The organism is Kitasatospora sp. NPDC036934 (assembly GCF_055608425.1).
The window spans coordinates 112,977-131,677 of sequence record NZ_JBVJQR010000012.1; the positions used below are offsets into that span (position 1 = coordinate 112,977).

Here is an 18,701-nt window from a genome sequence, read left to right on the forward strand (position 1 = left end):
CCCGGGCGGCGGGCGGGTGCTCCGGGCGGCGGCGGGGTGAGGTCAGTCGGTGGCGTCGGGGGTGTTCTTCCGGGCCTTCGCGGGCTTCTTCGGGGCGGGGGTGGGAGCGGTGTTGTCCACGAGTTCGGCTTCGAGGGCCTGGGCGGGGTCGGCCTGGGGCCGGGCCTTGTCGACCACGACCTTGCCGCGCTCGGCCAGCTCGTCGTATGTCTCCTTGGCGCGGACGGCCAGCTCCAGCGCGCGGGCCACCTGCTGCAGGGCGAAGCCCTGGGCCCGCTCCTGCAGGACCTTCAGGTCGGTGGGGAACGCGGTGACGGCCTCGGTGACCTTGGCCGGCGCGCCGGCCAGCAGCTCCTGCGCCTCGTGCAGCCTGGCGGCGGCCAACTCCTGCGCGCCTTGGCGGTCCGCCGCCAGCGCCTCGACCTTGCCCGGCACCTCGCGCAGCTTCTCGTACGCGAGGTCCCCGGCGCCGGCCAGGGCGTACAGCGGGGTCGGGTCGGTGAGGGTCTTCTTGATCTCGTCGGTGATCGGCATGCTTACCGGTCCTCCCGGTGGGTGTTCTGGGTGGCCGCGCCGTCGGTCGTCGGGGTGGAGGCCGAAGCGGCGTTCTCCTTGAGGAAGGCGTCGTAGACCGCGAGCAGCGCCTGCTTCTGCTGCTCGTTGATCAGCGGATCGGCCAGGATCGAGGCCCGCAGCTCCAGGCCCTCACCCCGCCGCTCCTCCAGGATCCCGGCCTGGACGTACAGCGTCTCCGCCGAGATCCGCAGCGCCTTCGCGATCTGCTGCAGGATCTCCGCGCTCGGTTTGCGCAACCCTCGCTCAATCTGGCTGAGGTACGGGTTGGACACACCGGCGGCCTCCGCCAGCTGGCGCAGCGAGTACTGCGCGTTGCGGCGCTGTTCGCGGATGTACTCGCCGAGGGAGCCGACGTTGAGGGAGGCCATGGGGGTAGCTTGCGGGATTGTGCTTGCAATTGCAAGCAGGGTGCTAGCGGTGGCTAGCGGGGGGCCGCTGCGCGGGGCTGTTGATGGGGGGTGGTGTCCGGTCTCCGTGAAGGCGAGCCAGTCTCGGTCGATCTGCACCAAGTGATCGCCTGTCTCAGTCGACCTCGGCCAACTTCTGATCTGTCTCGGTCTTCCTGGCCTGAGGTTCGTGTCCGTCCTCTACGGTCGTTCTGCCAGGTCAGCGCCGAGCAGGGAGTGGCTGGTGGAGGCGGAGGACTTCTGCCTGGAGTACGCCGATGCGCGCGGGAAGATGTGTCGCGGGCCGCTTGAGGTGATGTGGTCGGCCCGGTTCGAGGACGGGATGCCGGTACGCGGCTTCTCGTCGTTCAAGGGGCAGCGCAACTTCACAGGTTGGTATTGGGCTGCGACCGGAGCTGTGCACGTCGGCTTTGAGTCCTGGGTGGAGCGGGATCACCTGATGCGGCTGGATTTTGATCCGCAGGTGTCCTCGGTGGTCTCGCAGCCGTTCCGGTTGTCGTGGCGGGTGGCAGGCCGTCGGCGTCGGGTCGAGCACACGCCGGACTACTTCGTGCGGCGCACGGATGGCAGCGGGCTGGTGATCGACGTTCGCCCGGACGAGCGGATCGAACCTGGGGACGCGGCGAAGTTCGCGGCGACGGCGGCGGCCTGCGCTCGGGTGGGCTGGGGCTTCCAGCGGTGCGGTGTCATGGGTCCGGTGCTAATGGCGAATCTGCGGTGGTTGAGCGGTTACCGTCATCCGCGGGTCATGCGCGAGTCCGTCGCGGATCGGCTGAGGGCCGCGTTCGCCCTCGAACGCGGCCTGCTGGAAGGCGCCCAAGTGGTCGGAGATCCCGTGGCCGTCCTGCCGGTGCTCTACCACCTCCTTTGGCGCCAGGAGCTGGCGGTCGAGCTGGAGACCACGCTGCTGTCGGCGGCCTCGTCGGTGGGGCCGGGCCGCACTGTCCGGGAGGTGGTGACGAGCGATGGTGTCCCGCCCGCAGCTGCTGTCGGTTGGTGACCGAGTCCGTTTCGACGGCCGCGAGCACACGGTCGCCGCACTGTCGGGCACGTCGGTGCGGCTGGTCGACGATGGACAGATCGCGAGCGTGGTCCTGCTGCCGCATCTGCTGGCCTCGGACGGATTCACGGTGCTCAGCACCGGGCCGGCGCGTCCTTTGTTGCCCGCCGCCGACGTGCTGGACGGGCTGCCGGAAGCGGCGGTCGAGAGGGCCGACTGGTGGCAGCGGCACCTGGTCGAGATGCTGACCGGACATCAGGGAGGCGATCCGCGCGGGCCGGTCCGCGCGGAGTACGACCCAGCCGTGCGCTCGCTGCGGCAGCGCGAGCTGACCAAGCTCGCCGAACTCCGAGCCGCCGGCAAGGAGGTGGCCTTGAGCACTCTGCGCCGGATGCGCTCGCGGTTCGAGCGCGAGGGAGTGGCCGGTTTGGTGGACGGTCGGCTGCGCAAGCCAGCCACGGGGACCGGGCGGGCCGATCCCCGGGTGGTGGCCGCGATCGAGAAGGTGGTGGCCGGGCAGACGGAGCGGTCCACGGTCTCCGGGCAGGTGCTGCGGCGCCGGGTCGAGCGGGCACTCATCGCGGAGCACGGCGACGGGACGGTCCCGATGCCCTCGCGGGCGACGTTCTACCGGTTGCTGGAGGCGGTTTCGACAGGTCGGCACACCCTCGGTTCGGCCCGCACCCGCCGCTCTTTGGCCAAGCGGCCGGAGCGGGTGTTCGGCCAGCTGACCGCCGCGCGCCCGGGGGAGGTGATGGAGATCGACTCCACGCCGTTGGACGTGCTGGTCGTCCACGACGACGGCGAGGTGGACACGTGTGAGCTGACAGGGCTGGTGGACCTGGCCACCAGGACGCTGGCCGCGGTGGTGCTGCGGCCTTCGACCAAGGCGGTGGACGCCGCGCTGCTGCTGGCGCGGGCGATGACGCCGGAGCCGATGCGGCCCGGGTGGGCGGACGCTCTACGGATGTCGCGCTCGGTGCTACCCCACTCCTCGTTGCTTCCGCTGGACGAGCGCCTGGCCAAGGCCGCGGCGGTCCCGGTGATCGTGCCCGAGACGGTGGTCAGCGACCACGGGAAGGCATTCCTCTCCGACACCTTCCGCCAGGCATGCCGGTCTCTGGGGATCTCGTTCCAGCTCGCTCATCCCGACACCCCGACCGACCGTCCGCACATCGAACGCACCCTCGGCTCGGTGGCGACGATGTTCGCCCAGTACGTCGCCGGCCACAAGGGCCGCTGCGTCGAGATGCGCGGCAAGGACCCGGCCGCCGAGGCAGTGTGGTCCATCCACGAACTCCAGGAAATGCTCCAGGAATGGGTTGCCGCGAAGTGGCAGCATCGCCCACACGACGGGCTGCGGGATCCCCTGACGGCAAGCCGTCCGCTGAGCCCGAACGAGAAGTACGCCGCGCTGGTGTCGGCGGCCGGATACGTCCCGGTCCCACTCAGCACCGACGAGTACATCCAGCTGATGCCCTACGAGTGGCGGGTCGTCGGCCCGACGGGCGTGCGCATCAACAACCGCACCTACGACTCGTCCGCGCTCATCCGACAGCCCTCGGGCGCCGGGCCGGACGGCCGCCGCTGGCAGGTGCACTACGACCCCTACGACATCTCCTGCGTCTGGGTACGCAACCACCGCGGCACCGGCTGGATCACCGCGGCCTGGCGCCACCTTCGCACCGCTCCGGTCCCGATGGGCGAACTCGTCTGGGACCGCGCCCACCAGGTGCTCAGCGAGCGCCACCAGCGCAAGCCCAACGAGGACGAGGTCGCCCAGGCCGCGGTCGAGCTGCTCGACCGGGCAGCCGACGGACCGCAGAACCCGCCGGCTCGCGCCCGCCGCGGCAAGGACGGTGCCGCCGAACGCCGGGACCGCAAGGTCGCCGCCCGCACCCGGGCCACCGGCACAGCCGCCTGGCCGCGTCCCGAGCCCCGGCCGCAGCCGGCCCCCGAACTGGCCGACAACGACGAGACGGACGAGAAGCTGGCCGAGGTGGTGCCGCTGGGCATCTTCGACGCCCGCGAGGAGGCGAAACGATGGTGGTGAACGCCTCGGAGAAGAACCTGGCCCTGGAGGAAGACCGCGTTGAACCGCCCACCACGCTGGCCGGATGGCGGCGGTTCGTGGAGAAAGACCCGGCTAGCTACGACCTGGTGTCTACCAGTCGTTGGGAGTCCATGGACGACGATGAGCGGGCCGACTACGACGAGGCCCGGATCGACTATCACTCCGAGCTGCAGGTCGTGCGAACCTCCACCATCAAGGAGGTCGCCCACCAGGGACGTTTGCTCACTTTGATCAACCGACGGGAGCACGGCGCCCGTCGAGGCTTGATCATCTCCGGCGACAGGACTACCGGGAAGACCACTGCCCTTCGGCAGCTCGGCCGACTGCACGAGCTCCGCGTACGACAGCGCTACCCGGACGGGCGGCGCATCCCCGTCGTCTACGTCACCGCGCCGCCCAAGGGCTCGCCCCGAAAACTCGCGTTGGAGTTCGCCCGCTTCCTCGGGCTCCCCACGATCACCCCCAGACAGAACACCGAGGACATCACCAACTCCGTCTGCCAGGTTCTCATCGAGGCCCGCACCGACTTGGTTCTTGTCGATGAGATCCACCTGATGAACCTGGCGACCATCGCGGGCGAGGAGCTGTCCGACCATCTGAAGTACTTCACCGAGCATCTGCCGGCCACATTCGTGTATGCGGGAATCGACGTCGAACACTCCGGGCTGTTCACCGGCATTCGCGGAGGTCAGATCGCCGGACGGTGCACCCTCGTGCACACCGGACCCTTTCCGCTGGGGCACGAGTGGGAGGCCCTGGTGGCAACGATGGAGAGCACTCTCCGACTGCACCGCCATACTCCGGGAACCCTCGCCAAGCTGCACACCTACCTCCACCAGCGGACCGGCGGAATGATCGGCAGCCTCTCCCACCTCGTCCGGGCAGCCTCGGTATCCGCGATCCTCGACGGCAGCGAACGGATCACCCGCCAGCAACTGCACCGTCTCCGCGTCGACCACGCCAGCGAAAGCGCCTATCGAGGGTCGGCATGAACCCTCCCGAGCACCTCTTCGGATTCGGACGGGCCAAACCCCTACCGTTGACCACCAGTCCCTTCCCGAACGAGACCCTGAACTCCTACCTCGCCCGGCTGGCCCTGCTCAACCAAATCCCGGCCAAGCTCATACTCCGCCCCTCGTACTCTGCCGAATCGCGCCTGGGCATGACCGATCTCCTGGCTGTCCGAAGCGGGCAGACAACGTCCGCCTTGCGGCAGGCACTACCGGAGCTTGCCTCCTCGCAGTCGTGGCCGCTCTACGGTCCCGAGGGTGTCACACGGCTATGGGCCTGCCACCTCTGTGTCGCCGCTCGCTCCGGCCGCAATGACTGGCGAGTCGAGGTATGGGGGATCGAAGAGCTCGGTTACCTCTGCGTCAGGCACCGCCGTTGGGTGGACGGCCCGCATTCCATGTCCGGGATCTTTGTCGGCGCCGCCCCTGGCCAGTTCAGTCTCGACCGGGCCCCCGAGATCATCGAGGCCCAACGGCTCTTACATCGGCTCCGTCGGCGGCGAGGCCTCCGGCACGTCGTGGCGGCTCACCGCGAATGCGCAGAGCTGTACCGCGAGCTGTCCGGGCGCCGATACATGGACCGCAGAGTTGAACGCCTTCGCCGACTCATCGCGCCGGTCAACTCTCCCGGACGTACCGGGTTCGGCAAGGAGAACGCTGCGTGCCTACCAGACCTCGCTGAACTCACGGCGCTCTTCTCATCGCCGTTCCGGATCCGCCAAGCGCTTGGCAACCTTTCCGATAGGCAGCTGTTCCAGGACGAGTTCGAGCACAGGTTCCCCGCCGAACGCCGCCTTCGGTCCACGACAATCCCCTGGCTCACAGCGCAGCTCACGCGAGTCGCCGAACGCATTACCGACCGGCTTGATCGCGGAGAGCGTCAACTGCTGCGGTTCGCAGAGCTGGGAGAATCGGCCGTCGGGCAGCCACCAAGCCTCGTGATGTACAAGATCCTCCGGCGGACGCCATCTCACGCAAGGTGATTCCCAGGCGGCCTGCATGCTCGATGTCCCGCTGGAGGCTCACGGCATGTGAGAGGGACCGAAAGTCTGTCGCGGGGACACTGGATCATCGGGGATGCTCGGCCCATGCGCGTGAAGTTCGACGGGGTCACCCCAGTGCCACGGATGCTGCTGCTCAGTGAGTTCCTGCTCCACTCCGACTTCCATGTCGGCCTGGACCAACCGGTGTTCGTCGCGGTGGGAGACCGAGTCTCGTACGAGGGCGGTGACGTTGTGGTGACTCGCCCAACCGGTGAACGACGCAGGCACCCCGCCGGCAGCAGCTATTGGATCTGCCGCTGATCAAAGAGCGAGTACAGGCCGGGTGGAAAAGTCCTCGCACAGGTCTTCGCCCTCCGGCCCATAGACGAACTCGGCGAGGAAGGGGTTGCGATTGGCAGTGGCCAGGGGCAGCCAGCCCAGCAGGTGACCGTAACCGCCACAAGCCGACTCGCCGCCGTCGCCGCCGTGCACCGCAGTGCTGTCACTCGTCAGCTCGGTCCGGTACGTGTCGTAAGCGATGTGCAGGCCCAGGGCGTTCGGTCGATGCTGCGGACCGGTGTGGTCGTCGTATGGGATCCGGTCGAGGGGACAGTCATTGCCCCATCGGAACAGGGTGTTCGCGCCGGCTCCACAGGCGTGCTCCCACTCGTCGGAGCTCGGCATCCGCAGGCCGCGAGCCGCGAGCACGGCTGGCATGTCGGCGGGTAGCTCGGTCAGGTTCTCGTCCTCCACCGCCATGAGCACCGTTGCCAGGGTGACGCGGCGGCGCGGACTCAGCAGCTGCGCAAGATGGGACCGCAGATCGGGGCCGTATCCGAAGCCCTGCTCCAGACTCTCCTGGTAGTCGGCGGCCTGCTCGGCCGTCGGCTGCCAGATGTCGAGGTCGAAGCCGAGCGTCACGGCGCCACCCGGCACCAGAGCAAACTCCTGTGCATTCCGCTCGATCCGTACTGAGTGCATCCGGGTGCCGAGATGCTCGACGGCCTCAACTGCGAGCACGCGGCCACCCGCCAGATCAGCTGCCTGCTGTGCGACCCGGCGGGCGGTCGCCAGATCGAATGACCGCCACTGGTCAAGGGTGAGGTCGGTGAGGGACATGAGCCGCAGTCTTCCACGAGGGCCCGACAGAGCGAGTGGAAGGGCGACCACCCACGAGACGGCGAGCAGCGGGCGCTGTCTACACGATCATTAGGCTCGCGTACATGAAACAGCTCTCGGAGATGAGCGAACGCGAGTACTTCGCCTGTGTCGGCCAACGGCCAGGCATGTTCGTCGGCAAGACCTCCTTCCACCTGCTGACTGCCTTCCTGACCGGTTATGACCAGCACGCCGTCCGGCACAGCGGATACGGACTCGCCGGCTGGCACGACTGGCTCGTCGCCCGCCGAGGCCGCGATTGCAGTCACGCTTGGCCAGGGCAGGTCCTGCACATCGCACTCCCGGACGGCTGGGACGACATTTCGAACCTGCCGCCCGAGGACGAGCAGCACGCGATCAAGGTCTTGTTCCAGCTTCTCGACGACTTCACCGCCGAGCGCGAGGCAACCCAGGGCGCTCAGGTATCAGATTGAGTGAGACGACGGCCGACACCGCGTCTCACTCAATCTGAACCACCGCTGGCCACAGCCCCAGCATGGTTTACCTCTACTGAGACCGGACAGGTGGGCTCTCGGGAGGGTGGGTGGCGCCGGGGGCGGTTCCGGGGGGGGTCGGCCGCCGTCGGGGGTCCGGATCCTCGTGCGGAGGGTCCGCGCAGGCGTTGCCTCAGACGGGTTCGGGGAGGCGGATGGGCATCAGGACGGAGTAGGTGCCGGCGCGGCCGGGGGTGCGGATGGCGAGCGGGGCGATGGGGCCGCCGAGTTCGAGGAGGAGTTGTTCGGGGTTCGCGGCCTGGAGGGCGTCGAGGAGGAAGTCGCGGTTGAGGGCGATGTGGCGGTCGTCGGGGGTGGGGTCGTCGGTGACGGTGAGGTGGCCGTCCTCGGTGAGGGTCAGCACGGTGACCTGGCAGTCGGCGCCGTGCGGGCCGGAGGGGAGGGTGCGGGTGGCGCCGGTTTCGATGGCTGCGCGGAGGTCGGCGGCGGGCAGGGTGATCCGGTGCTGGGGATCGAGGCGGGTGGCGGCGCGGTGGTCGGGGTAGTCGAGGTCGGGTGTGGTGCCCTCGATCCGGTGGCCGCCGGTCTCGGCGCGGAAGGTGCCGCCGCCCAGGGCGAGGGTGACCTCGGCCGGGCCGTCGGGGAGCAGGGCGCGCAGGGCGTCGACCAGGGCGGTGGGGACGGTGGTGCCGGGGGTCGGCCGCTGGGGTGCGCCCGTGGCGGGCAGTTCGGCGAGGGCCATCCGGTAGCGGTCGGTGGCGACCAGGCGCAGGACCGGGCCGTCCGGTTCGAACAGGACTCCGGCGAGGGAGGGCAGTTCGGGGTCGCCGCAGACGGCGAAGCGGACCGCGTCCAGGGCGGCGGCCAGACCGTCGGCGCGGACGGTGAGGCGCAGTTCGGCGGGGGTGGTGGTCATCGGGTGCTCCCTCTGCTCGATCGTCGTGCGGATCAGGGAGAGCTCGCGACGGGCGTCGGTCAGCCCGTCCTCCAGCCGGCGCAGGTGGGCGTCGAGGACCCGCTGGGCCCCGTGACCGGCCAGGACGGCGCGGATGTCGGCCAGCGGCAGGCCGACCCGGCGGAGCCGGGCCAGCAGCCGGGCGTCGGCGAGTTGGCCGGGCCGGTACCAGCGGTAGCCGGTCTGCGGGTCGACCCAGGCGGGGGTGAGCACCTCGGCGCCGTCGTAGTAGCGCAGGGTGCCGACGCCCAGGCCGCTGGCGCGGGCCAGTTCGCCGATGCTGTGCAGCTCGCTCTCCATGCCGATGACTCTCGGGGCTCGACCTGGTCGAGGGTCAAGCGAGGTGGGTGAGCTTGTGGGGGTTGCGGACGGCGCGGACGGCGGAGACCAGGAGGGTGGCGTCCGGGCCCTCGGTGAAGTCGAGGACGGAGACGGAGTCGACGGCGCCGTCCACGGTGATCAGCAGGCCGGGCTGGCCGTTGACCAGGACCGGGCGGGCTTGCGCGGTCTCGCCCAGCTGGCGGAGCACGCCGAGGATGAAGCGGGCGACGTTCTCGGCGCCGGTGACCGGGCGGAGGGCGGCGCGGATCACGCCGCCGCCGTCGCTCCAACTGGTGACGTCGGGGGCGAGCAGGGCGAGCACCCGGTTGAGGTCGCCGCCGACGCAGGCCGCCAGGAACTCGTCGGTGGCCCGACGGCGCAGCTCCGGCGGGGCGTCGAAGCGGGGGCGGCGGGCGCGCACGTGCGCCCGGGCCCGGCTGCCGACCTGGCGGCAGGCGGCCTCGGTGCGGTCCAGGGCCTCGGCGATCTCCTGGTAGGAGAAGCCGAAGGCCTCCTTGAGGACGAACACCGCCCGCTCCAGCGGGGAGAGGCTCTCCAGCACCACCAGCAGGGCGAGCGAGACGCTCTCGGCGCGCTCGACGCCGTCGGTCGCGTCGGGCTCGGAGACCAGCGGCTCGGGCAACCAGGGGCCGACGTAGGCCTCGCGGCGGACGGCGGCCGAGTCGAGGCGGTTGAGGGCGAGGTTGGTGACCGTACGGGCCAGGTAGCCGGCCGGGCTGGCGACCGGGTCGGTGACCTGGCTCCAGCGCAGCCAGGTGTCCTGGACCAGGTCCTCGGCGTCGGCGACGCTGCCGAGCATCCGGTAGGCGATGCCGAAGACCATCCGCCGGTGCTGTTCGAAGTCGGCGAGCCGGGTGTCGAGGGTGTCGGTCACCCTCCGGACGCTACCGCAGGGAAGTCCTAGGAGCGGAAGGCTTGGTAGGCGGGGGCGAGCAGGGTGGCGAGGTCGCGGCCGTGCACGGTGATGCCGGAGCGGCCGAGGCGGTGCAGCGAGGGTTCGTCGGGTTCGTCGGCCGGGGGTTGTGGGCGCAGGGTGAAGTCGCCGCGCCAGTAGGCGGCGACGTTGACCATCGGGGTCCTGGGGGGCGGTGGCTGGTCGGTCATGCGTCCTCCTCGGCAACGGCGTCCTCGCGGGTGAGGGCGACCAGTTCGCGCAGCGCTTCGGTGGGCAGGTCGGTGAGCCAGTGTTCGCCGGCGCCCACCACGGTTTCGGCCAACCGGCGTTTGGCGGTGAGGAGTTCGTCGATGCGCTCCTCGACGGTGCCGACGCAGGCCAGGCGGCGGACCTGGACGTCGCGGCGCTGGCCGATCCGGAAGGCGCGGTCGGTGGCCTGCTCCTCGACCGCCGGGTTCCACCAACGGTCCAGGTGGATCACCTGGTTGGCGGCGGTCAGGTTGAGGCCGGTGCCGCCGGCCCGTAGCGAGAGCAGGAACACCCTTGGGCCGCCCGGGGATTGGAAGCGTTCGACCAGTTCCTCGCGGCGGGTGCGGGGGACGCCGCCGTGCAGGTAGAGCACCTCCTCGCCGAGTCGGCGTTCCAGGTACGGGCGGAGCATGGTGCCGAACTCGGCGTACTGGGTGAAGACCAGGGTGCGGTCCCCCTCGGCCAGCGCCTCCTCCAGCAGCTCGGCGAGCCGGGCGACCTTGCCCGATCGCTCGCCCAACGGGGACCCGTCGTGCAGCAGTTGGGCCGGATGGTTGCAGACCTGCTTGAGCTTGCCGATCGCGGCCAGCACCGTGCCGCGCCGCTCCACGCCCCGGATGCCCTCGACCCGCTGGAGCAGGTCGGCGACCACCGCCTGGTAGAGGCCGGCCTGTTCGGCGGTGAGGTTGCACCAGACGGTCATCTCCTGCTTGGCGGGCAACTCGGCCGCCACCGCCGGGTCGGACTTGAGTCGGCGCAGCACGAACGGGGCGGTACGGCGCCGGAGTTCGGCGGTGCGTTCGGGGCTGCGGTGCAGTTCGACCGGGATCGCGTAGCGCTCCTTGAAGCGTTCGGCCGGGCCGAGCAGACCGGGGTTGGCGAAGTCCAGGACGGCGTGCAGTTCGGCGAGCCGGTTCTCCACCGGGGTGCCGGTCAGGGCGATCCGGTGCCCGGTGACGGGCAGTGCCCGGATCGCCCGGGACTGGGCGGTGCCGGTGTTCTTGATGTGCTGCGCCTCGTCGGCGACCACCCGGCGCCAGCGGATCGCGCGCAGCGCGGCGAAGTCCCGCTGCACCAGCCCGTAGGTGGTGATGACCAGGTCCACACCCCGTACGGTTTCGGCGAGTTGGCCGGCGGCGAGGCGGCCGGCGCCGTGGTGGACGTGGCGGCGCAGGCCGGGGGCGAAGCGTTCGGCCTCGCGCTGCCAGTTGCCGACCAGGGACATCGGGCAGACCAGGAGGGTGGGGGCGGGTTCGGACCCGCCGGGTTGTTCGGCCTGTTCGGAGGCCAGCAGGGCCAGGGTCTGGACGGTCTTGCCGAGGCCCATGTCGTCGGCCAGGACGGCGCCGAGGCCGAGCCGGGACATGGTCGCCAGCCAGGCGAGTCCGCGCCGCTGGTACGGGCGCAGTTCGGCGTGGAAGTCCGCTGGCAGGGCGGGGGGTTGGGCGGAGGATCGGGCGGGGGTGGCGCCGGCGCCGGCGAGCAGGTCGCCGAGCGGGCCGTCCACCCGGACGCCGGTGACCGGCAGTCCGGCGACCGTGGCCTCCGGGTCGAGGGCGAGGCGCAGCAGGTCGGCGGCGGCCAGCAGGCCGTCGCGCTGTTCGGTGAGGAAGGCGAGCGCGGCGGCGATCTGGTCCGGGTCGGCCTCCAGCCAGGTGCCCCGAACCCGCACCAGGCCCTGTTTGGCGGCGGCGAGTTCGGCGAGTTCCCGTTCGGTGAGCGGGGTGCCGTCCGGGCCGAGGGCGGCCTGCCAGCGGAAGGCGACCACGGCGTCCCGGTCGACCTGGCTGGTGACGGCGAGGGTGCCGGGGGCGGCTGGGGTGGTGGCGCGCAGGGCGAGCCCGAGTCGGGGGCGGCGGCGCCACCAGGCGGGCAGCAGGACGCCGAAGCCGGCCTCGGCGAGTGCGGGGGCGGCGGTGCGCAGGAAGTCGAGGGCGCCGGAGCGGTCGAGCGGGAGGGCTGACGGGCGGGAACGGTGGCGCAGCCCGTCCAGGGCGGGCCAGCGGTGGGCGGCGCGGGCGAGTTCGGCGACCAGGGTGTCGGTCGGGCCTGGGGCCTGCGGGCTCCGCCCGGCCTTGCGGGCGAGGGCGGCGTGGGCCGGGCCGCCCTCGTGGACGTCGGCGGCGCGGACCAGCAGGGAGGGTTCGTCGACCGCCTGGAGCAGGAACTCCAGCCGCCAGGAATCGTCAGAGGGGCGGCCGTCGGGGTCGTCGTCGGCGGGGCCGAGCGGTTCGACCAGGCGGAAACAGAGGCGCAGGGCGGGATCGGCGGGCTGGGCGGTGGCGTACCAGTCGTCGATCCGGCGGCGCAGCTCGGCGAGGTCCTCGGGCGGGGCTTCGACCTCGCCGGAGGGGGTGGTGAGGGCGTGCAGCCAGTGGCCGGCGGCGCCCCGGCCGGGGTCGGGGAAGGGGGTTTCGGTCAGCGCGGCGCGGGCCTCGGCGTCCACCAGGGCGGCCAGGGCGGCGTCCAGCAGTGCCTCGCCGGTGCCGACGCCGGTGGGCCACTCGCCGAGCAGGACGGGTGGACAGCCGGCCGCGAGTGCGGCGGCCTCGCGGCGGCCGGCCGGAGTGGGGTCGGGCTGCCAGCGGGCCCGGGGGCGGCCGTCGTCGAGGACGGGCAGGGGCAGCACCCGGCCCCGGCCGACCGTCCGCCAGGCGAGGTCGTGCACCCCGGTGAGCCAGCGCAGCGAGGGGCCGTAGACCACCTCGACCCGGCCGGTGCCGGGCAGGTCGGCGTCGGCGACGGCCCAGTCCGGGTCGTGGACCTCGCCGAGCAGTTGGGCGGCGGCGCCGGCGTCGAAGAGCAGCGCGGGCACCCGCCACGGAGTGAGGACGGCGCCGCCGCGCGGCGGGGCGACGGGCAGGTCGGGTGAGGGGGCGGGCAGGGCGCCGACGGTGGGCAGCAGCAGGGTGGCCCAGCGTTCGGGGGCCTGGCCGGCGAGCCAGCCGAGGCCGGGGCCGATGCCGCCGAGCAGGGCGGCCAGGCTCGCGGCCGGGCAGGCGTAGGGGTGGGCGCGCGGGGTGGGCCGGTCGGGGCCGGGCTCGGCGGCCCCGGGGTGGGCGCGGGCGTCCTCGGCCCAGAGCGCCAGCCGTCCGTCCGCCCGCCAGAGTGCGTGCAGGACGAACATGCGGGGCCTCTCGGGGCGGGTGGGAACCGTCCTTCGCAGCCTAGCCGGGTGGTCGGACAGTGGCCGTCGGGCGGCTGGGCGGGCCGGGCCGGGGGCCGTTCGGGTGATCGGGAGGGTTCGTCGGGGGTTGTGGTTGAAACTTGAACGAAAGAGTCGTACGGTAGAGCCAAGAAGTTGAAGCCTAAACAAATGGCTTCGAATCCGAGGAGGAGCCATGGGCCTGTTCAACCGCACCAAGACCGCCGCACCCGCCACCGTCCCCACCCCGGCCGGCCCGGACCTCTCCCACCTCACGGGCGACTGGACGATCGACGCCACCCACAGCGAGATCGGCTTCTCGGTCCGCCACGCGATGGTCACCAACGTCAAGGGCCGCTTCACCGAGTACGACGGCAAGCTGCACCTGGACGGCGCCGCCCCGGGCAACTCCTCGGCCGACCTGGTGATCAAGGTCGGCAGCATCGACACCAACCAGGCCCAGCGCGACGAGCACCTGCGCACCGGCGACTTCTTCGCCGCCGAGACCTACCCGGAGATCCGCTTCCGCAGCACCTCCACCGAGGCGATCGGCGACGACTCCTATCGGATGACCGGCGAGCTGACCATCAAGGACACCACCCGCCCGGTGGTCCTGGAGCTCGACTACACCGGCAGCGCCACCGACGCCTACGGTGCCGAGCGGGTCGGCTTCGAGGGCCGGACGGTCGTCGACCGCACCGCGTTCGGCCTGACCTACAACGCGGCGCTGGAGACCGGCGGCGTGCTGATCGGCGAGAAGGTCAAGCTCAGCTTCGACATCTCGGCCGTCAAGGCGGCCTGACCCGGCCGCTCCCCCAAGCCACCGCCCCTGCCTATCCCCCCGAGGCAGGGGCGGTGTCCTGTGCGGCGGCGTTCCGTACGGCAGTGCCCTGCGCGGCGGTGTTCCGTACGGCTGCGACCAGCGCCGCGTCCGCCGGGGGCAGCCAGCTGCCCACCGGGCGGGCCAGCCAGTCCTCGGCCGCGCCGAGTGCACCCGCCGCGTCGGCCAGCGCCCGCAGCCCGGGGTGGTGCTCGCCGGGCCGGTGGACCAGGCTGACCAGGCTCAGCGGCACCGGCTCCACCAGCGGCACGTTCACCGCCCCCGGGATCCTCGGCCCGCCGACCGTGGTCAGCATGGGGTCGCCGTGCCTGGCCAGGTAGCGGGCGGTCTCGTCCAGGCCCACCGGCGGGACGTACGGCTCGGCCGCGGTCAGGCCGTGTTCGCGCAGCAGCCGGGCGCCGAGGTCGGCCCACTCGGTGGTGGCCGGGTTGCCCGCGCAGATGTCGACGGGGTGCCCGGCCAGATCGGCCGGCCGCAGCACCGGGCGGCCGGCCAGCGGGTGGGTGTCCGCCATCATCACCGAGACGCGCTCCAACCGCACCGGAAACTGGGCGAGTTGACCGCGCAGCTGGGCGGGCAACCCGGCGAAGCGGCCGAACGAGGCGTCCAGCCGGTGCGCCAGCAGTTCGGTGGCGGCCGCGGCCAGCCCGCCGTGGAAGCGGGCCAGCAGCTCGCCCTCGGGCCAGGCGGCGCGGGCCCGTTCGAGCACCCGGTCGGCGGTGAGGTCCGGGCCGGTGACGTCGCTGTTGAGGTCGAGCAGCAGCGGCCGGGCGGCGGCAGCGGCGCCGGAGCGGGCCTCGGCGAGGATCTCGTCGTGCAGGGCGAGCAGCCGGCGCGCCCGGGGCAGCAGCCGGTGCCCGGCCGGGGTGAGTTCGACGCTGCGGGTGGTGCGGGTGAACAGGGCGTCGCCGAGCAGGCCCTCCAGGGTGCGGATGTCCCGGCTGAGCGCCTGCTGGGCGACGTACAGCCGCTCGGCGGCCCGGCCGAAGTGCAGCGTCTCGGCGGTCGCGACGAAGCCGCGGAGCAGTCGGGGGTGCAGGTCACGGGGCATGGGCGGCAGATTAACAACACGGTGTTGTGGGTGGGGCGGAACGGGTGTTGGACGCCCGCCCTGCGATCGCCCGAGGCTTGGCACATCCCCCTTCCGCCCTGTGCCCCAGGAGCCCGATTGCCCCCGCGTGCCCTCCTCGCCTCCTACCGCCGGCTGTTCGCCGCCCCCGGCGCCATCGCCTTCACCCTGGCCGGGGTGCTCGGGCGGCTCGCGCTGTCGATGAACGGCGTCTCGCTGGTGGTGCTGCTCGCCGAGCGGCGCGGCTCGTACGCGCTGGCCGGGACGGTCTCGGCGGCCGGGCTGGCCGCCGGCGCGATCGGGATGCCGCTGCTCGGGCGCCTGGTGGACCGCTACGGGCAGTCGCGGGTCGCCGTGCCGGCCGCGCTGTACAACGCCGTCCCGCTCGCCGCCCTGCTGCTCTGCGTCCGGCTCGGCGCCCCGGACTGGACGCTGTACGCCTGCTGGGCCGCCTGCGCCGCCGCGCCCAACCTGGGCGGCATGGCCCGGGCCCGCTGGGCGCACCTGCACCGGGACGACCCGGCCGCCCGGCACCTGGCCAACTCCTTCGAGCAGGCCCTGGACGAACTGTGCTTCATGGCCGGGCCGGTGCTCGCGATGCTGCTCTGCACCACACTCGCCCCGGAGGCCGGACTGCTCACCGCCGGCACCCTCGGCACCACCGGCGCCCTGCTGTTCGCCGCCCAGCGGCGCACCGAACCGCCGCTCCCCGCCCGGGCTCCGGCCGGGCTCCGGCACGGCTCCCCACTGCGGGCGCCCGGGCTGCGGGTCCTGGCGCTGACCTTCCTCGCCACCGGCATGGTCTTCGGCGCGACCGAGATCACCACCGTCGCCTACACCGACGCACTCGGCCACCGGGCGGCGGCCGGCCCGCTGCTGGCCCTGGTGGCGGCCGGTTCCTGCGTGGCGGGGCTGGCGTTCGGGCTGCTGACCCCGCGTCGGGCACCCGGCGTCCGCTTCCTGCTCGGGGCGGCCGCGATGGCCGGGGTGCTGCTGCTGCCGCTCGTCGCCCGGCTCGGCGGGGCCGGGCTGCCGACGCTCGGGGCGGCGCTGTTCGCGGCGGGCACCGCCACCGCACCGACCATGGTGACCGGCATGACGCTGGTCCAGGAGCTGCTGCCGCAGCGGCAGTTCAACGAAGGAATGGCGGTGGCGGTGTCCGGCATCGTGGTCGGCATCTCGGCCGGGGCGGCGCTCGCCGGAGCGCTCGCCGAGCACACCGCGCCCGGCACCGGCTACGCCCTGCCCGCCGGGGCGGCCGTGCTCGCCCTGCTGATCGCCCTGGCCGGGCGGCGCCACCTGCGCGTTCCCGCGGGCGGCCCCGGGAGCGGACCCGACGGCGGTCCCGAGGGCGGACCCGGTGCGCGGGAAAATGCCGAGCGGGTTGTCAGTGCCTCCGTCTAACTTCTAGGCATGGCGGAAATCACCTACGTCCGAGGCGATGCCACCGCGCCCCAGGGCAAGGGCGTGAAGGTGATCGCGCATGTATGCAACGACCTGGGCGGCTGGGGTAAGGGCTTCGTGCTCGCGCTCTCCAGACGCTGGCCCGAGCCCGAGGCGGCGTTCCGACGCTGGCACCGGGAGCGGGCGAAGAACGACTTCGGCCTCGGCGGCCTGCAGCTGGTGCGGGTCGAGCCGTACGTCTGGGTGGCCAACCTGGTCGGCCAGCGCGGCATCCGAACGGGTCGCTCCACCGGAGTGCCCGTGCGGTACGAGGCCATCGACACCGGGCTGGCCGCCCTGGGCGAGCGCGCGCTCGAACTCGGCGCCTCCGTCCACATGCCGCGGATCGGCTGCGGACTGGCGGGCGGGCGCTGGGCGAAGGTCGAGCCGTTGGTGGCGGCCCGGCTGACGGCGCGCGGCGTGCCGGTGACGGTCTACGACGTCGACTGAGGTCTACGGCCTCAGCGCGCTCCCGGGCGTGCTGGCGGCTTCAGTCCCGGCTTCGGTCGCGGCCGGCCAGGCGTACACGTACTCGGGCAGCAGATGGCCGCCCGGGAACACGCCCTCCTGTGCCCTGATCCGCACGCCGCCCTCGCGCTCGTAGAAGGCGACCGCGCGGGTGTTGGCACGCAGCACCTCCAAGTACAGCCCGGCGCCGGGGTGCCGCTCGGCCACCTCGGCGCGGGCGGCGGCCAGCAGTTCGCGGCCGATGCCACCGCCGGTGAGGCCCGGGCGGACGTGCAGGTTGTCCACCAGCACCCCGCCGTCGGGCTGCGGCACCAGATAGACGAACCCGGCCGGCTCGCCGGCCCGTTCGGCGATCAGCAACACGGGCGTGTTCTCCGGCGTCCCGTAGTCGACCGTCAGGCGCAGCTCCCACAGCTCGCGCCGCTGGGCGGCCAGCCCGTCCCCGATCGCTTCGTCGGGGACGATCCCTCGGTAACTGGTGCGCCAGCTCTCGGCGTGCAGCTCCGCGACGCGTACGGCGTCCTGCGCTCCGCCGTGCCGAATGGTGATCCGTCCTGAACCGGTCATGTGACGAGCCTCCCACAGAGATGGAGTTGAACATGTTCAACCGATACGTCTACAGTTCCACCCAGCTTTTGAACGCGTTCGAAATCATGGGGGCGGTGTGCGCGGCACCGGATGCGGAGGGGGCATCCGGTGCCGCGAGCACCGACAGCACCGACACCGGGTGGAACCTCGTCTCCGGCTAGGCTCGTGCCCGTGGACGACCTGGCAGCGACGAACCGACCAGACGACGAGAAGGGTGCGGCCGGCGCCCCGGCCGCACCCGGCCCGGACGGCGGGCCCATGCCCGGCGGCCGGGCCCAGCCCAAGACCGACAAGAGCGAGGCGACCCGGGCGCTGATCCTGGAGACGGCCATGCGGCTGTTCCAGGAGCGGGGCTACGAGAAGACCACGATGCGCGCCATCGCCACCGAGGCGGGCGTGTCGGTCGGCAACGCCTACTACTACTTCTCGGCGAAGGAATTCCTGATCCAGGGGTTCTACGACGGGATGACCCACGACCACGCGGCCGAGGCCCGGATCCGGATGGCCGGTACCCGGGACTTCGGCGAGCGATTGGAGATCGCGCTGACCTCCTGGCTCGACACCGCCGCGCCGTACCACGAGTTCGCCGCGCAGTTCTTCCGCACCGCGGCGGACCCGACCAGCTCGCTGAGCCCGTTCTCCAACGAGTCCCACCCGGCCCGGGCGACGGCCGTCGAACTGTTCCGCGACGTCCTCCAGGGGTCGGAGCTGGCGCCGAAGCTGGACGCCGAACTGGTCGAGTTGCTGCCGGACGTGCTCTGGCTGCACCTGATGGTCGTGGTGCTCTACTGGGTCTTCGACCGGACCGAGGACACCGAGCGGACCAGGGAGTTCGTCCGGCGGTCGACGCCGATGGCCGCCCGGGTGATCAACCTCTCGCGCTACCGGGTGTTCCGGCCGATCGTGCGGGACGCCAAGGGGCTGATCCAGGACTTCATCCTGCCGACGATCGGGAAGACGGCCGTCAAGTAGGGCTCGGCGGTGATGAGTTGAGGTACGGCGGCGGCTGTCCCGCGGGTTCACGGGCCGGCCGCCGCCGTGCT

General features: G+C 72.1%; 20 protein-coding genes. 11 read left to right on the top strand and 9 right to left on the bottom strand.

From position 1 onward, the window contains the following. Nucleotides 1–42: 42 nt before the first annotated feature. Together ACZ7BZ_RS19915 and ACZ7BZ_RS19920 are read right to left on the bottom strand one after the other, a co-directional pair. Complete coding sequence (locus tag ACZ7BZ_RS19915; RefSeq protein ID WP_470359397.1) at nt 43–534, bottom strand: hypothetical protein; 492 nt, start codon at nt 532–534, stop codon at nt 43–45. Nucleotides 535–536: 2 nt separating this feature from the next. Further along, complete coding sequence (locus tag ACZ7BZ_RS19920) at nt 537–944, bottom strand: helix-turn-helix domain-containing protein (RefSeq protein ID WP_380462439.1); 408 nt, start codon at nt 942–944, stop codon at nt 537–539. Between the two features lie 262 nt (nt 945–1,206). Here ACZ7BZ_RS19920 and ACZ7BZ_RS19925 point away from each other — a divergent pair, with 262 nt between their 5' ends. From ACZ7BZ_RS19925 to ACZ7BZ_RS19945, 5 genes are all read left to right on the top strand, one after another. Then, nucleotides 1,207–1,983, top strand: a complete 777-nt coding sequence (locus ACZ7BZ_RS19925; protein WP_470359398.1) for a TnsA-like heteromeric transposase endonuclease subunit — start codon at nt 1,207–1,209, stop codon at nt 1,981–1,983. Continuing rightward, entirely contained in the window at nt 1,949–4,036 is a 2,088-nt protein-coding gene (locus tag ACZ7BZ_RS19930; RefSeq protein WP_470359399.1) for a transposase, read from the top strand. The genes ACZ7BZ_RS19925 and ACZ7BZ_RS19930 overlap by 35 nt, the downstream gene beginning before the upstream one ends. Then, on the top strand, nt 4,027–5,049 hold the full coding sequence (locus tag ACZ7BZ_RS19935) for a TniB family NTP-binding protein (RefSeq protein ID WP_470359400.1): 1,023 nt from the start codon (nt 4,027–4,029) through the stop codon (nt 5,047–5,049). Before ACZ7BZ_RS19930 ends, ACZ7BZ_RS19935 begins: the two co-directional genes overlap by 10 nt. After that, nucleotides 5,046–6,050: a TniQ family protein gene (locus ACZ7BZ_RS19940; protein ID WP_470359401.1), complete on the top strand. Its 1,005-nt coding sequence runs from the start codon at nt 5,046–5,048 to the stop codon at nt 6,048–6,050. The genes ACZ7BZ_RS19935 and ACZ7BZ_RS19940 overlap by 4 nt, the downstream gene beginning before the upstream one ends. Nucleotides 6,051–6,155: 105 nt before the next feature. Further along, nucleotides 6,156–6,371: a hypothetical protein gene (locus ACZ7BZ_RS19945; protein WP_470359402.1), complete on the top strand. Its 216-nt coding sequence runs from the start codon at nt 6,156–6,158 to the stop codon at nt 6,369–6,371. Here ACZ7BZ_RS19945 and ACZ7BZ_RS19950 read toward each other — a convergent pair whose 3' ends face one another. Continuing rightward, the gene (locus ACZ7BZ_RS19950) at nt 6,372–7,169 is read right to left on the bottom strand and encodes a hypothetical protein (protein ID WP_470359403.1); all 798 of its coding nucleotides are present in this window, start codon (nt 7,167–7,169) and stop codon (nt 6,372–6,374) included. A 104-nt stretch (nt 7,170–7,273) separates the two neighbouring features. Here ACZ7BZ_RS19950 and ACZ7BZ_RS19955 point away from each other — a divergent pair, with 104 nt between their 5' ends. Then, on the top strand, nt 7,274–7,642 hold the full coding sequence (locus ACZ7BZ_RS19955) for a hypothetical protein (protein WP_470359404.1): 369 nt from the start codon (nt 7,274–7,276) through the stop codon (nt 7,640–7,642). A gap of 193 nt (nt 7,643–7,835) precedes the next feature. On the opposite strand, the gene ACZ7BZ_RS19960 is transcribed toward ACZ7BZ_RS19955, so the two are convergent. Genes ACZ7BZ_RS19960 through ACZ7BZ_RS19975 form a run of 4 tightly spaced genes read right to left on the bottom strand, consistent with a single transcriptional unit; the run spans nt 7,836 to nt 13,231 of the window. Then, the gene (locus ACZ7BZ_RS19960; protein ID WP_470359405.1) at nt 7,836–8,918 is read right to left on the bottom strand and encodes a DNA polymerase III subunit beta family protein; all 1,083 of its coding nucleotides are present in this window, start codon (nt 8,916–8,918) and stop codon (nt 7,836–7,838) included. Between the two features lie 34 nt (nt 8,919–8,952). After that, nucleotides 8,953–9,834 carry an RNA polymerase sigma-70 factor gene (locus tag ACZ7BZ_RS19965; protein ID WP_380462218.1) on the bottom strand — a complete coding sequence of 294 codons (882 nt, stop codon included), beginning with the start codon at nt 9,832–9,834 and terminating at the stop codon, nt 8,953–8,955. 26 nt (nt 9,835–9,860) lie between these two features. Then, a complete protein-coding gene (locus ACZ7BZ_RS19970) occupies nt 9,861–10,064 on the bottom strand; it encodes a hypothetical protein (protein WP_380462219.1) in 204 nt (67 codons plus the stop codon). After that, nucleotides 10,061–13,231: a DEAD/DEAH box helicase gene (locus ACZ7BZ_RS19975; protein ID WP_470359406.1), complete on the bottom strand. Its 3,171-nt coding sequence runs from the start codon at nt 13,229–13,231 to the stop codon at nt 10,061–10,063. The genes ACZ7BZ_RS19970 and ACZ7BZ_RS19975 overlap by 4 nt, the downstream gene beginning before the upstream one ends. 214 nt (nt 13,232–13,445) lie before the next feature. On the opposite strand from ACZ7BZ_RS19975, the gene ACZ7BZ_RS19980 reads away from it, so the two are divergent. Then, nucleotides 13,446–14,051: a YceI family protein gene (locus ACZ7BZ_RS19980; RefSeq protein WP_470359407.1), complete on the top strand. Its 606-nt coding sequence runs from the start codon at nt 13,446–13,448 to the stop codon at nt 14,049–14,051. Nucleotides 14,052–14,082: 31 nt separating this feature from the next. On the opposite strand, the gene ACZ7BZ_RS19985 is transcribed toward ACZ7BZ_RS19980, so the two are convergent. Further along, nucleotides 14,083–15,141, bottom strand: a complete 1,059-nt coding sequence (locus tag ACZ7BZ_RS19985) for a LysR family transcriptional regulator (RefSeq protein WP_470359408.1) — start codon at nt 15,139–15,141, stop codon at nt 14,083–14,085. Nucleotides 15,142–15,258: 117 nt separating this feature from the next. On the opposite strand from ACZ7BZ_RS19985, the gene ACZ7BZ_RS19990 reads away from it, so the two are divergent. After that, nucleotides 15,259–16,563, top strand: coding sequence for an MFS transporter (locus tag ACZ7BZ_RS19990; RefSeq protein WP_470359409.1), 1,305 nt, complete (start codon nt 15,259–15,261; stop codon nt 16,561–16,563). A gap of 9 nt (nt 16,564–16,572) precedes the next feature. Continuing rightward, a complete protein-coding gene (locus ACZ7BZ_RS19995; RefSeq protein ID WP_470359410.1) occupies nt 16,573–17,052 on the top strand; it encodes a macro domain-containing protein in 480 nt (159 codons plus the stop codon). Between the two features lie 3 nt (nt 17,053–17,055). Here ACZ7BZ_RS19995 and ACZ7BZ_RS20000 read toward each other — a convergent pair whose 3' ends face one another. Beyond that, a complete protein-coding gene (locus ACZ7BZ_RS20000; RefSeq protein ID WP_470359411.1) occupies nt 17,056–17,637 on the bottom strand; it encodes a GNAT family N-acetyltransferase in 582 nt (193 codons plus the stop codon). A gap of 32 nt (nt 17,638–17,669) precedes the next feature. On the opposite strand from ACZ7BZ_RS20000, the gene ACZ7BZ_RS20005 reads away from it, so the two are divergent. Further along, complete coding sequence (locus tag ACZ7BZ_RS20005; RefSeq protein ID WP_380462226.1) at nt 17,670–17,819, top strand: hypothetical protein; 150 nt, start codon at nt 17,670–17,672, stop codon at nt 17,817–17,819. A 10-nt stretch (nt 17,820–17,829) separates the two neighbouring features. Beyond that, a complete protein-coding gene (locus ACZ7BZ_RS20010; RefSeq protein WP_470359412.1) occupies nt 17,830–18,630 on the top strand; it encodes a TetR/AcrR family transcriptional regulator in 801 nt (266 codons plus the stop codon). The last annotated feature ends 71 nt before the right edge of the window (nt 18,631–18,701 follow it).

Coding starts and splice junctions, on each gene's coding strand:
- ACZ7BZ_RS19915 (WP_470359397.1), bottom strand. CDS start 534: ATGCCGATCACCGACGAGATCAAGAAGACCCTCACCGACCCGACCCCG.
- ACZ7BZ_RS19920 (WP_380462439.1), bottom strand. CDS start 944: ATGGCCTCCCTCAACGTCGGCTCCCTCGGCGAGTACATCCGCGAACAG.
- ACZ7BZ_RS19930 (WP_470359399.1), top strand. CDS start 1,949: ATGGTGTCCCGCCCGCAGCTGCTGTCGGTTGGTGACCGAGTCCGTTTC.
- ACZ7BZ_RS19935 (WP_470359400.1), top strand. CDS start 4,027: ATGGTGGTGAACGCCTCGGAGAAGAACCTGGCCCTGGAGGAAGACCGC.
- ACZ7BZ_RS19940 (WP_470359401.1), top strand. CDS start 5,046: ATGAACCCTCCCGAGCACCTCTTCGGATTCGGACGGGCCAAACCCCTA.
- ACZ7BZ_RS19945 (WP_470359402.1), top strand. CDS start 6,156: ATGCGCGTGAAGTTCGACGGGGTCACCCCAGTGCCACGGATGCTGCTG.
- ACZ7BZ_RS19950 (WP_470359403.1), bottom strand. CDS start 7,169: ATGTCCCTCACCGACCTCACCCTTGACCAGTGGCGGTCATTCGATCTG.
- ACZ7BZ_RS19955 (WP_470359404.1), top strand. CDS start 7,274: ATGAAACAGCTCTCGGAGATGAGCGAACGCGAGTACTTCGCCTGTGTC.
- ACZ7BZ_RS19960 (WP_470359405.1), bottom strand. CDS start 8,918: ATGGAGAGCGAGCTGCACAGCATCGGCGAACTGGCCCGCGCCAGCGGC.
- ACZ7BZ_RS19970 (WP_380462219.1), bottom strand. CDS start 10,064: ATGACCGACCAGCCACCGCCCCCCAGGACCCCGATGGTCAACGTCGCC.
- ACZ7BZ_RS19975 (WP_470359406.1), bottom strand. CDS start 13,231: ATGTTCGTCCTGCACGCACTCTGGCGGGCGGACGGACGGCTGGCGCTC.
- ACZ7BZ_RS19980 (WP_470359407.1), top strand. CDS start 13,446: ATGGGCCTGTTCAACCGCACCAAGACCGCCGCACCCGCCACCGTCCCC.
- ACZ7BZ_RS19985 (WP_470359408.1), bottom strand. CDS start 15,141: ATGCCCCGTGACCTGCACCCCCGACTGCTCCGCGGCTTCGTCGCGACC.
- ACZ7BZ_RS19995 (WP_470359410.1), top strand. CDS start 16,573: ATGGCGGAAATCACCTACGTCCGAGGCGATGCCACCGCGCCCCAGGGC.
- ACZ7BZ_RS20000 (WP_470359411.1), bottom strand. CDS start 17,637: ATGACCGGTTCAGGACGGATCACCATTCGGCACGGCGGAGCGCAGGAC.
- ACZ7BZ_RS20005 (WP_380462226.1), top strand. CDS start 17,670: ATGTTCAACCGATACGTCTACAGTTCCACCCAGCTTTTGAACGCGTTC.